At 51.9% G+C, this 12,182-nt stretch carries 10 protein-coding genes and 2 pseudogenes; 6 read left to right on the top strand and 6 right to left on the bottom strand.

The window, feature by feature from the left end; all coding sequences use genetic code 11:
* The first annotated feature begins 6 nt into the window (after nt 1-6).
* Complete coding sequence (gene rssC / locus B9K09_RS13830; RefSeq protein WP_087519107.1) at nt 7-489, top strand: anti-sigma factor antagonist RssC; 483 nt, start codon at nt 7-9, stop codon at nt 487-489.
* Between the two features lie 662 nt (nt 490-1,151).
* On the opposite strand, the gene tal is transcribed toward rssC, so the two are convergent.
* The 5 genes and pseudogenes from tal to B9K09_RS13810 all read right to left on the bottom strand — a co-directional run bounded on the left by tal (nt 1,152) and on the right by B9K09_RS13810 (nt 5,164).
* Nucleotides 1,152-2,072, bottom strand: coding sequence for a transaldolase (gene tal, locus B9K09_RS13825; RefSeq protein ID WP_087519106.1), 921 nt, complete (start codon nt 2,070-2,072; stop codon nt 1,152-1,154).
* A gap of 54 nt (nt 2,073-2,126) precedes the next feature.
* Nucleotides 2,127-3,140, bottom strand: coding sequence for a tRNA dihydrouridine(20/20a) synthase DusA (gene dusA / locus B9K09_RS13820; protein ID WP_087517364.1), 1,014 nt, complete (start codon nt 3,138-3,140; stop codon nt 2,127-2,129).
* 289 nt (nt 3,141-3,429) lie between these two features.
* The gene (gene ycaC / locus B9K09_RS13815) at nt 3,430-4,056 is read right to left on the bottom strand and encodes an isochorismate family cysteine hydrolase YcaC (protein ID WP_087517363.1); all 627 of its coding nucleotides are present in this window, start codon (nt 4,054-4,056) and stop codon (nt 3,430-3,432) included.
* A gap of 55 nt (nt 4,057-4,111) precedes the next feature.
* A pseudogene (locus B9K09_RS22835) lies at nt 4,112-4,219 on the bottom strand (hydrolase); the annotation flags it as partial.
* A 69-nt stretch (nt 4,220-4,288) separates the two neighbouring features.
* On the bottom strand, nt 4,289-5,164 hold the full coding sequence (locus B9K09_RS13810) for a pirin family protein (RefSeq protein WP_087517362.1): 876 nt from the start codon (nt 5,162-5,164) through the stop codon (nt 4,289-4,291).
* A 96-nt stretch (nt 5,165-5,260) separates the two neighbouring features.
* Between B9K09_RS13810 and B9K09_RS13805 the strand changes: the two genes are divergently transcribed.
* Nucleotides 5,261-6,169, top strand: a complete 909-nt coding sequence (locus tag B9K09_RS13805; RefSeq protein ID WP_087519105.1) for a LysR family transcriptional regulator — start codon at nt 5,261-5,263, stop codon at nt 6,167-6,169.
* A 349-nt stretch (nt 6,170-6,518) separates the two neighbouring features.
* Here B9K09_RS13805 and B9K09_RS13800 read toward each other — a convergent pair whose 3' ends face one another.
* Complete coding sequence (locus B9K09_RS13800) at nt 6,519-7,163, bottom strand: hypothetical protein (protein WP_087517361.1); 645 nt, start codon at nt 7,161-7,163, stop codon at nt 6,519-6,521.
* 336 nt (nt 7,164-7,499) lie between these two features.
* Here B9K09_RS13800 and B9K09_RS13795 point away from each other — a divergent pair.
* The 4 genes and pseudogenes from B9K09_RS13795 to B9K09_RS13775 all read left to right on the top strand — a co-directional run.
* Nucleotides 7,500-7,715: pseudogene (locus B9K09_RS13795) on the top strand (glycoside hydrolase family 19 protein); the annotation flags it as partial.
* A 142-nt stretch (nt 7,716-7,857) separates the two neighbouring features.
* A complete protein-coding gene (locus tag B9K09_RS13790; RefSeq protein ID WP_087517360.1) occupies nt 7,858-8,871 on the top strand; it encodes an IS110 family transposase in 1,014 nt (337 codons plus the stop codon).
* Between the two features lie 379 nt (nt 8,872-9,250).
* Nucleotides 9,251-9,985, top strand: coding sequence for a hypothetical protein (locus B9K09_RS13785; RefSeq protein WP_087517359.1), 735 nt, complete (start codon nt 9,251-9,253; stop codon nt 9,983-9,985).
* A 494-nt stretch (nt 9,986-10,479) separates the two neighbouring features.
* Nucleotides 10,480-11,598, top strand: coding sequence for a hypothetical protein (locus B9K09_RS13775; protein WP_087517357.1), 1,119 nt, complete (start codon nt 10,480-10,482; stop codon nt 11,596-11,598).
* Nucleotides 11,599-12,182: the final 584 nt, after the last annotated feature.

Raw genomic sequence — 12,182 nt, 5'->3', positions numbered from 1 at the left:
CCTGGGATAGGCCCTGGCCGCATCCAATTTGCAGAGCAGGACGGAACTTTCGTCCTCAAGTTCATAGGTGAAGTACGCTTGACCCTGTGTTCAGCGCTCGACTACACGATCGAGAAAATCTTCACTTCAATGAATTTCTCCGCGATCGTTATTGACCTCACCGAGACGCGCAGCATCGACAGCACCACCTTGGGTTTGCTGGCGAAGCTGTCTATTTTGTCGCGGCAAAAAATCGGTTTGCTGCCGACTGTGGTCACGACTCACCCAGACATCACCCGGCTTTTACAGTCGATGGGTTTTGATCAGGTGTTTAATATTGTCGACCGCCCGATTCCCTGTCCTGAAGCTTTGGATGATCTACCTTCACAAGACCAAACCGAAGAGGTGGTAAAAGCCAAAGTGCTTGAGGCTCACCGGATTCTTATGGGCTTGAATGACTCCAACCGCGAAGCCTTCCATGATCTGGTCAACGCGCTAGAACACAGCTAGCCGAACCCGCATACAAAAAAACGGGGCATTGATTAACTCAATGCCCCGTTTTTTATTCAGTTGTTTCATACGTAGAGTGGAAGACGCTTCAACCTTCCACCATTGGCCGCTGCGCCCAGATGCTTGGTGGACAAGCTTCGCGTTGTCACACCCTACGGCTTGATGTGTAGGGTGGAAGACGCTGCACCCTTCCACCATTGCCTGCTGCGCCCAGATCCAGATGCTTGGTGGACAAGCTTCGCGTTGCCACACCCTACGGGCTTGATGTGTAGGGTGGAAGACGCTGCACCTTCCACCATTGGCCATTACGTCCAGATGCTTGGTAGGCAAGCTTCGCGTTGTCACACCCTACGGCTTGATGGGTAGGGCGGAAGACGCTGCACCCTTCCACCATTGCCTGCTGCGCCCAGATCCAGATGCTTGGTGGACAAGCTTCGCGTTGTCACACCCTACGGCTTGATGCGTAGGGTGGAAGACGCTTCATCCTTCCACCATTGGCCGCTGCGCCCAGATCCAGATGCTTGGTGGACAAGCTTCGCGTTGTCACACCCTACGGCTTGATGGGTAGGGTGGAAGACGCTGCACCCTTCCACCATTGGCCATTACGTCCAGATGCTTGGTAGACAAGCTTCGCGTTGCCGTTCCCTACGGAGTGGTCTCGGCTAGTTGCTCAGTAGCTGCTCTAGTTTCTGCTGGTCTTTGGCAAACTGGCGAATACCTTCCGCCAGCTTTTCAGTGGCCATTGGATCTTCATTCATCGCCCAGCGGAACTGTGCTTCATTCAACGTTTGCTTGGCTTCGCTCGGTGCGCCAAGGTTCAGCTTGCGCTCAAGGTTGCCTTGATCGTCTGCCAACTGTTGCAGCAGCTCTGGGCTGATGGTCAAGCGATCGCAGCCGGCCAACTGCTCGATCTGGCCGAGATTCCGGAAGCTGGCGCCCATGACCACAGTGTTGTAGCCGTTGGCTTTGTAGTAATTGTAGATGCGTGTGACCGATTGCACGCCGGGGTCCGCCATGCCGACAAAATCGCAGCCTTCAGCTTTTTTGTACCAGTCGTAAATACGCCCCACGAATGGCGAGATCAAGAACACGCCGGCATCCGCACAAGCCTGAGCTTGAGCAAAAGAGAACAGCAGGGTCAGGTTGGTTTGCACGCCTGCTTTCTCAAGCTGCTCGGCGGCCTGAATACCTTCCCACGTGGAGGCGATCTTGATCAGGATACGCTCGCGACCAATCCCAGCTTGCTCGTACAGCTCAACCAGGCGCTCAGCGCGGCGCAGCGTTGCATCGGTATCAAACGATAGGCGCGCATCAACTTCGGTCGAAATACGCCCCGGAATGATTTTCAGAATCTCTTGGCCAACGGCAACCCCAAAACGGTCGCAGGCAAGGTTCAAGTCGCTATTACAGCCCTCAACTGAGTTTTTCAGCAACTCAGCGTAACGCGGCATAGCGGCGGCCTTAAGCAGCAGCGAAGGATTGGTGGTGGCATCGACCGGCTTTATGCGGGCAATAGCATCTAAATCGCCAGTATCAGCGACAACGGTGGTGAACTGCTTAAGTTGATCCAGCTTGCTAGTCATGACGAAACCTTGTCGTTGCGGATCCCCTGACATTACCCGAGGGCGAATCCGGGCTCAATGTCCTTCGAGCAATTGAGCGGCCTGATCGAACAGTTCCATCGGGTCACTGGCCTTGTGAATATCCACCGAAAGCAATTGGCGAAAACGCCTTGCGCCCTTGAAACCCTGAGCCAGACCCAGCATATGACGCGTGACGTGGTGCATGGCCGCGCGCTCTTCCTGTAAATGCCGGGCAATATAATCACGCATGCTCAACATGGCTTCATAGCGACTAATCACCGGTTTATCGCAGCCAAACAGCGCCTGATCAACTTGGGCTAACAGGTACGGGTTGTGATACGCCTCGCGACCCAGCATCACGCCGTCGAAGGTTTCGAGATGGGTTGTGCAGTCTTCGAGCGTCTTGATGCCGCCATTGAGGATCAACTCCAGATCAGCAAAGTCCTTCTTCAACTGCGCCGCTACGTCATAACGCAAAGGCGGCACTTCGCGATTCTCCTTCGGTGACAGACCCGAAAGAATCGCGATGCGCGCGTGTACGGTGAAACTCTTGCAGCCAGCATCGCGAACCGTGCCAACGAAATCACACAGCTCTGCATAACTGTCGCGACCATCAATACCGATGCGGTGCTTGACCGTGACCGGGATATCAACTGCATCAATCATCGCCTTGACACAGTCAGCCACCAACTGTGGGTGAGCCATAAGGCATGCGCCAATCATATTGTTCTGCACGCGATCACTTGGGCAGCCGACATTGAGGTTCACCTCGTCATAGCCCGCCGCCTCAGCCAGCTTGGCACACGCGGCCAAATCAGCCGGCGAGCTGCCACCCAATTGCAGCGCAAGCGGATATTCAGCCTCGTCATGGCGCAGAAACCGCTGCGTATCACCATGCAACAGCGCCCCGGTTGTCACCATCTCGGTGTAGAGCAGGGCATTGTGTGAAAGCTGACGCAGAAAGAAACGGCAATGACGATCCGTCCAATCCATCATCGGCGCAACGCTAAAGCGGCGGGATAGATTAGTGCGAGCAGTGGCGGGGGATACGGCCGGGGCAATAAGCATGGTCTGAGTTCTATCAATGCAGGTTTGCTGTTCTGAAATTCGTCTAGCCATCTACTTTGCTCATCATGTTTGGATGATCAAAGCAGACGGCTAGCAAAGTAATTACGCAGTTCAAGCAAAACCAAGAAACGGGTTACACCGTGCAGCATGCGTGCAGCGGAGTGGGCGGGTAGTTTATCAGGAACTTAGGTGTTCAAGCGTGTGCGCAGATCAAGCTTAGAGTGAGGAGCACATAGATGGATGTTGAGGGGCGGTGGCTGCGCCATTATGCATAGCCACCGCGTGGGTTTTACTTGCCTGCAGTGAGCGTGCTGTAGCTTGTGATCAGGTTGCGATAGTCCGGGATGTGGTTGGAGAACAATGTACCCAGGCCCTCGATGTCGTTGCGCCAGTCGCGATGCAGTTCGCAGGCTAGGCCAAACCAGGTCATCAGCTGCGCACCGGAGCTGGACATGCGGTCCCAGGCCGAGTGACGGGTGATTTCGTTGAAGGTACCGGAGGCATCGGTGACCACGAACACCTCGAAGCCTTCTTCGAGGGCCGAAAGTGCCGGGAACGCCACGCACACTTCGGTGACTACACCGGCAATGATCAATTGTTTCTTGCCGGTAGCTTTTACTGCTTTGACGAAGTCTTCGTTATCCCAAGCGTTGATCTGACCGGGGCGGGCAATGTACGGCGCATCCGGGAACAGATCCTTTAACTCTGGAACCAGTGGGCCATTGGGGCCAGTCTCGAAGCTAGTGGTGAGGATGGTCGGCAGCTCGAAGTATTTGGCCAGGTCAGCCAGTGCCAGCACATTGTTCTTGAACTTGTCAGGGTCCTGGTCGCGAACCAGCGACAGCAGACCCGCTTGGTGATCGACCAACAGTACGGCTGCGTTGTTCTTATCGAGACGTTTGTAGGGCGTAGTCATTTTGCTTCTCCTTACTGCTTCTGAATGCCATGCGCGCATGTCACATGGAGTGGGGTTAGTGCTGTGAATTCAGTGTTTCGTTTTCATTAGTCACCTGCTGAGTTTTCGGGGCGCTCTCAATCAGCAGTTGGTAGTGTGGGAGTATTTGGCTGTAGGCCAAGGCACTACGCCCGTAACCCCGCAAACGTTTTGCGGGTAGGTCTTTCAAGACTAGATGTCAGCCGCGTCAGGGCTATGACGGATGACTGTTCATTCGTCCGAATTGCCCAGTCTGAAAATCTGCAACGGCCTGTTCGATTTCGGCCTGACTGTTCATCACGAAGGGGCCGTAACCGACGATCGGCTCGTCGATCGGTTCACCGCTGAGCAGCAGTACCACTGCCTCGTTATTAGCCTCCAGCAGCAACTCGTCACCTGCACGCTCAAACAGCGCCATCTGCGATGGTCTGAGCACTTGCGTGTGGTTCACCTGCACGGTGCCGCGTAATACCACCAGTGCAGTGGTTCGGCCCTCGACCAGACGCAAGGACACCGGCTTGTCGGCATTCAGGCGCATATCCCAGACATCCATCGCTGTGAAGGTGCGGGCGGGACCATGCTGTCCTTCAAACTCACCAGCAATTAAACGCAAGGTTCCAGCTCCGTCGGCTAGAGGGATTGCGGGTATGTCTCGATCGAGTAGCGTCTGATAACCGGGGGCGGACATCTTGTCGCGAGCCGGTAGATTGACCCACAGCTGAACCATTTCCAGGGTGCCACCTGTACGGGTGAACTCCGTGGAGTGAAATTCTTCATGGAGGATTCCCGAGGCGGCAGTCATCCATTGCACGTCGCCAGGACCAATCTGGCCGCCGCTGCCAGTCGAGTCGCGATGTTCCAGTTCGCCCTGATAGACGATGGTCACCGTTTCGAAACCGCGATGCGGATGTTGACCAACGCCACGCCGTTGTTGCGCAGGAGCAAAATCATGCGGTCCGGCATAGTCGAGCAGCAGGAACGGACTGGTGTGTTTGCCTAGGGTGTCGTAAGAGAACAACGAGCGTACTGGGAAGCCGTCTCCCACCCAATGTGGTCTGGGGCTGTCGTAGATTCCAAGAATGTTTTTCATGATGTGCCTCCTGTAACTGATGGAGAACACCATAAGGCTGCAACGCTTGGCGCGGTAGACCGGATAAATTACCCTCAGTGTTCTATTTGGAGAACGCTGATGGAAAACCTTAACGATCTTTACTACTTCGTCCAGGTTGTCGAACACGGCGGGTTTTCCCAGGCCGGGCGGGCGTTGGATATGCCAAAGTCGAAGCTCAGTCGACGTATCGCCAGTCTCGAAGAGCGTCTGGGAGTTCGCTTGATTCAGCGTTCAACACGACATTTTTCCGTCAGCGAAATCGGCCAGGAGTATTACCGCCATTGCGTTGCGATGTTGGTGGAGGCTGAAGGCGCTGCCGAGGTGATCGAGCGCAATCGTTCAGAGCCGCAAGGCATTGTGCGGTTGAGCTGCCCGACAGCTTTGCTGAATTTCTGGGTCGGTCCGATGCTGGCCAGGTTTATGATTCGCTATCCACTGGTTGAATTGCATGTGGCAAGCAGCAATCGCCATGTTGACCTGATTCAGGAAGGCATTGATATCGCGTTGCGCGTGCGCTTTCCGCCATTGGAAAGCAGTGATCTAGTGATGAGGGTGTTGGCCAATAGCACTCAATGTGTGGTGGCCAGCCCATCGCTCCTGAAGGGGCTCGATAGTCCACTGGTGCCAGCCGACCTCAACAGCCTGCCCAGCCTGCACTGGGGCTCGGTGCAGCGCGAGTATGCCTGGGTACTCGAAGGCCCCGACGGCGCTACGGCAACCATCACGCATCATCCAAGACTCGTCACCGACGACCTTGTGGCCCTGCGCCAAGCCGCATTGGCGGGCGTTGGCATCGTGCATCTACCTACGGTGGTGGTGCGCGCTGAAATGCTTGAGGGAACGCTAGTCAATACTTTGCCCAAGTGGTCACCAAAGACCGGGCTGGTGCATGCCGTATTTCCGTCCAGGCGAGGGTTGTTACCATCGGTAAGAACCTTAATCGACTTCCTGGCCGAGGAATTTGCCAAGAGCGATATGGCTTGATTGCAACGGGACTGCACGCGTCAGCGTCTGGCCGTTATTTGCCGGATGCAAAAGGTATATAGCCCTCGCAATGTATCTTACGAAAAGATCTTAGTGGTACATAATTGGTACGCGCCAAATCAACTCGGGCTGAAGACCTCTGGTATAGGGAAATAGGGCAGAGCACGGTTTTGCGAAACTTTGATTTAAACGTGGTCTGTCCCCTATTCCCGAAAGCCTTCATCGTTGACGGCGATATCACCGGGCAGGCGCCAAGCCTGCCCCAGTACGACATCGAGGTCTAACGCCTTCGGGTTTATTAAGCAAGGTCCATGTATGGTCTGCAATCAAGGCCGTAGCTAAGAGCGGCTTATTCGGTTTTGGCGAAGCGCTGGGTCATGTAGTCGAGCGCTTCTTGTGTATCGCCGTTAGGTGCCTCGAACTGTGTGGCCAGTTTGGTGGCTAACTTGAGGAGTGCTGCCTTTTGGGGGGCTAGAAGGCTTTGGCTAAGGCGCCCGATCATGAGTTTAAATGCTTGAGGAGATGCCCTTCGATGCATCACAACGAAGTGAGCTGTATGGCGGGTATCTATGCGGTTGTCACCTGACAGCTTCCTGCAGAGTGTTGCAATGATCAGGGGGCGCTGATGCTCTTGGTGGCCACTGTGTTCCATGATATATAGCAGGGCGCGCAGGATGTCTTGATGCTCTTCAATGGTGATTTCGTACGAATATTCTGGTGTTTTTTCGTAAAGGCGCAGTAGGTATTTGTAGGCATTCGGGATGTCTACTTTAGTGTTGGCGTCTTGGCATGAGCTGATGCGGGAGTAAAGAAACTCGCGGTTAGCTTTGTGAAGTTGGCAGCGACCGAACAGTGAAGCCTCATTAAAGTAGCGAGCCTCTACTGTGTGTTGACTAACATCTCCAGAGCTGTCCTCATAGCGCAGATCCAGCACGGCGTCGATTCGTGTTGCGTACGCGCGCCAAGATGTCTCTTCATCAGCGTCGTAAGTCATAGTGATTCCTTTCACGTATTCGTTTTCTTTGTTTTCGGCAGTTTTTGTCTTGCGCTATTCCAATGCATTCAAACATTGAGCGACTGCCTGGATGATGCCGAAAAGGGTATTCAGATTGTGAGTATCCCTTGGACTTATTTCAGACTATTTTCATGTTAATAGCAGGAACGGCTCAATCATGCACTTAAATGCGCTATTTGATTTTGTCGAAGGGGTCACTCGATTGTAGGTATAGATTCGTAACGATTTCAGAATCCATTTGACGCTGAAAACATATCAAGCAGAGCTTCAAAGTCCAGCCCGCCGAGTGCGGGCTTTTTTACGTCTGGAGGAAATATGGAATTAACCGAACAGCAACTGCTGCACATCATGCCAAACGCCCGCAAACATGCGGGCGTTTTTGTTCCTGCAATCAACGCAGCAGCTAAGCGCTGGCAATTTGACCGGCCCAAGCGCATGGCCATGTTCTTGGCTCAGGTCGGTCATGAGTCTGGCCCGCTGCAATTTACCCGTGAGCTGGGCGGTAACGCGTACTTGGCCAAGTACGACACGAGTGGGTAATAGGGGACAGACCACGGTTTTGCGAAATTTCGATTTAAACGTGGTCTGAGAATCATCTGGCCGGCCTCCCCACCTCGCAGAGGTGGTGCAAAATTCAAGGTGCGAACATTGTCTTTTGCTCAAGGAGGCCGTGATGAAATTCTGTGGCATTGACCTACATTCGAACAACAGTGTTGTGGTGATTACCGACGAAACGGATCGAGTGCTCCTCAGTCGACGTTGCCCCAACGATTTGGTGAAGATCGTGATGCTGCTCGAACCGCATCGTGCCGAGTTAGCTGGCGTGGTGGTGGAGTCAACCTACAACTGGTACTGGCTGGTCGATGGTTTGAAGGGCGCTGGTTTCGAGGTGAAGCTGGCCAACACCGTGGCGATGAAACGTTATGACGGTTTAAAGCATTCCGATGATCAGGACGATGCGGCTTTCTTGGCCCATCTGCTACGGCTCGGGATCTTGCCGACGGGTTATATTCATCCGCCACAAGAGCGTGCGTTGCGCGATCTTGCCCGTAAACGTATTCAGTTAGTACGCAGCCGGACTCAACATATCCTGGCGGTGGAAAACATCATGGCTCGTCAGCTGGGTTGCCGACTGAGTAGCGCTGCAGTCAAACGCCTGTCAGCCGCATCGGTAGACAGGCTGAGCCTGCCACCCGATGTGGCTCTGGCGATGAAAGCCAACGTCGCCATCATTGAGGCGTTCAATAGCCAAATAGGGTGCCTGGAAGCCAGACTGCTACAAGGCGCCCGACTGCGCCCGGAGTTCGCATTGCTTAAGTCGATGCCAGGGATCGGCGAAGTGCTCGCGATCGTGATCATGCTAGAGACAGGCAATATTGAGCGTTTTGCCGACGTCGGCAACTTTGCTTCGTATGCTCGCTGCGTGGATAGCGCTCATTATTCCAACGGCAAGAAAAAGAGTGAAGGCAACACCAGGAATGGCAATGCCTATTTGATCTGGGCCTTTATCGAAGTGGCCAACTTTGCCCGGCGCTTCAGTGAAGACGCCAAACGCTTTTTCGAGAAGAAGAAAGCCAAAACCAACAACGTGGTTGCTACCAAGGCGCTGGCGCACAAACTGGCGCGTGCGAGCTACCACATCCTGAAGGAAAAACAGCCTTTCGATGCCAAACGCTGTTTCGCCTAAGGGGTGAATAAGGTGAGAGCAGATCAGCCAATTCGGGGACTGGGCAGGATGAGCCAACGGGTCTGAGTGGAGGTCTGCTGTCACCGCCTGAGTGTGTTGTACCCGAGTCGTCTGCCAAGTGAGCCCGTAGAGACTGGACGTGTATTTTTTACATGAGCCACGGTTCTGTGACACGTTTTGGACACATTGGCGGCACCAACGTTTCTCTGGGGCGGATTACCGCCAGGGCGGTACTACAAAGAATCACCACCGCTTGATCCATATGGGTGACTGGCGCGACTCGGTCGTAGCCACAGGCGAGGAAACGGACTCGACCGGTTCAACTGTTCAGGTTTAACGAGGAAAACACCCTGCTGTTAAAAAGCAGGGCGGGTAAACTTTGGATATTGACGCAGGACCGGCTAATGGGTGTCCGCTATTACTCGTATGTCCCCTATTACTCGTAGACACTTTCATCGTTAATGTAAAAGGCCTTGATCTACTTAGAACACTCGAAGGCGCAGGGACGCTAATATCTATAGATCAGGTTATTGATGAGGTGACCGAAAAAACGGCCGACGCCTCATTTTCTAAGATGGTTAATTCCCCGCAAGTAGCAGGAGTATTAAGCTCAAAGGAAGACACTATAGAGTGGTCTAAAATTTGCTTTTACATCACGCCTATAGGTTCAGAAGAAAGCATTGAACGGAAGCATGCTGATTTGTTTATGTCGTCATTGGTCCAACTCGCTTTAGAAGAGCTTGGGCTGACCGTAGTTCGTGCGGATCACATTGGTGATCCAGGCATGATCACCACTCAGGTGCTAGAGTATCTCAAGAGATCCAAGTTTGCGATTGCAGACCTTTCATATTTAAACCCTAACGTTTTTTATGAGGTAGCGCTGCGACATGCACTCAGGCTCCCGGTAGTACAAATTATTAGAAAAAGTGACCGCCTTCTTTTTGATGTAAACCAATTCAGAAAACTTATCTTTGACACTACCGACATATACTCTTTAATCCCAAAACTTCAAACATATCGAGCAGAAATTGCTAACCAAGGAAGGAAGGCCATTGACGATCCTGAAAGCGTCGGAAATCCAATCAGTATTTTTTATCCAGACTTCTATAAATAGGGTGCATTTAGAAGACTTAAGCTTTTAAATAGTGAACTATTGCGCAGCGATAGGCGTACCTGCCATATGTGTACGAAAGCGTCTTAGAGGCATTCAGAAAAGGTTGATGCATTGTCGCTTCGCAGCGCTGATTTGAGCTTGAGGGGCTGAGATGGCTTGCGAAAGCTGGCGTGTTGGATGACCGCGCCTTTCGGCCCTGGCGTCCATTGCATTACGTCAGCTTTGGCTCGGAGACTGCCCTTCGCGACAAACAGCAATCGGCCAAAAAAAGCCATTGCGAGTCGCTTGTTTATGTTTGTGATGAGAGTCTTGAACTAGAAGAAGGCGTATGGAAATGTATCCGCTGAAAATCCGAACTAATGCTGTGCCCGACGCCAGAACCCTTAGTGTCATCCTATGAGGCTATTCGAATTCCGTAATGTGATAATCTCATTTGTTCGGCGTTGTCCGAACCCGATAGAGTTTCATTTATTTAACTGGTAGATTGGAAGAATATGGACATCACATACAAATTGCCACATCCGGTGAGGATCACCTGTTCAAAATATACTGAGATGAGCACGCGGGCGAGGGACCAAGTGTACGACGAGGTCTTCACCGGGTTGGATATTGAAACTTGTTCGATAGACTACTTAACACAGACGATAATGAGGCTCCGACCTGATATATTTTCTTTGTATCGCTCCGACAACTTAACTGACCATATGGCGGGAATCGCCCTAAGCACAACGCTCTACTCTTACAAATTCAGGCGCCAAGATGGCAACATCTTGACGACATCAAATTTTCTCGACGAGATTTTGGAACAGACAGAGATTGGCGATGACGTTCCAGTAGATTACCTCCGCCCTCCATTTAAAACTTGCTACATCGAGTTCACAGAGAGCCGGAACTCCTCACTAAAAGTATATAACGAATCTACGCATGAGCACATACTTGAAGGAGTTTATATAAGTGAAACCCAGATTGATCCGGGCTCAGTAGAGATGAAGCGTTATACTGATAGCCCAATGGTGGATGTGAACAAGCCGTTGAGGATTCTGGATTTGATGTTTACCGGCTCGCCACTGGGTAAATCACATGTGGAAGATGACGCACTGCGAGTGCAAGGATTTTACATACAGGATGGGATGCGAACAATAAAGCAAGAGCTCAGTAGCGTCGAGGAAAAGTACGGCCATGACGATGACTTTACAGGCGATATTAGATATTTATCTGAAACATTAAATCACATGGCCAAGGTTCTATTATTTATTAATTGCAAGCAATATCGCGATACTGCTTTCAATGAGCGAAAGGAACTTAGAAAAAAAATAACCTCATTGAAAGGCCTAGGCAAAATTCGCAAGTTTGAAGATAAGCTTCGGAAGACCTATGACAGAGTTGTAATTAGTCCAGTGGATAATGTCATCTATGAGTCTGACGCGGGATTTGATCACGCGAGAAATGTAAAAGAAAAACGTACACATTGGAGGAAGGGGCACTTTCGAATGCAGCCCTATGGTCCTGGAGCTAGCAAGAGAAAGATTTTATTTATAGAGCCGACAGTCGTTGGCGGAGTCTTTGCGAAGAAAAAAAACTATGATGTGAAGGAGAAAACTGCGTCGCCTTGAGGTTCAAAAGTGGGGTAGTCATTTCCCGATTGCTCTCCGTTTACGGTCACTGAAGCGTCTACGATGGCTGCAAAGGGTCGAAAGACTCCAATCCTGAGCGGCTGCTTTTGGCCGATCTCGGTCGATCATATCCACGGATCGTGCAGGCCTAATCTGATGCAAATAACTGGTCAGGTCGAATGCAAATGGTGGAGCAAGCCCGTGTTCTCCCTTGCTTGAATTTTGCTACAGCAAAACAGTTTGAATTTCTAACCTGCTGAAATTGCTAGATATTTAAATTGTATCAACCCAATCCATCATGGGCGCGGCACTGAAGCGACGGGACAATTCAGGGAGTACCTGTAAATACGGTGATTTGTCTCAGTTGAGTTTGCTGTTCTGGCGGGAGGGTTAACGAGCAAATCAATACCGACAGGCCGGCTACAACCTGCAATATTAAAACTAGGAGCGTCAGTTTATCAAGAATAATGTGGGGCTACGCTGTGGTTGGTGAGGCGTGGTCGATCAATGGCCACCGGCATTGTATCGAAATATCCCTATGCTTTCTCGTCCACATAAAAAAGCAGGCCATCGAATAAATCCAA

It is taken from the genome of Pseudomonas sp. M30-35 (genome assembly GCF_002163625.1).
Lineage (GTDB): Bacteria > Pseudomonadota > Gammaproteobacteria > Pseudomonadales > Pseudomonadaceae > Aquipseudomonas.
Note: the sequence above shows the minus strand (reverse complement) of the source record. Positions and strands in the feature narration are given on the sequence as shown.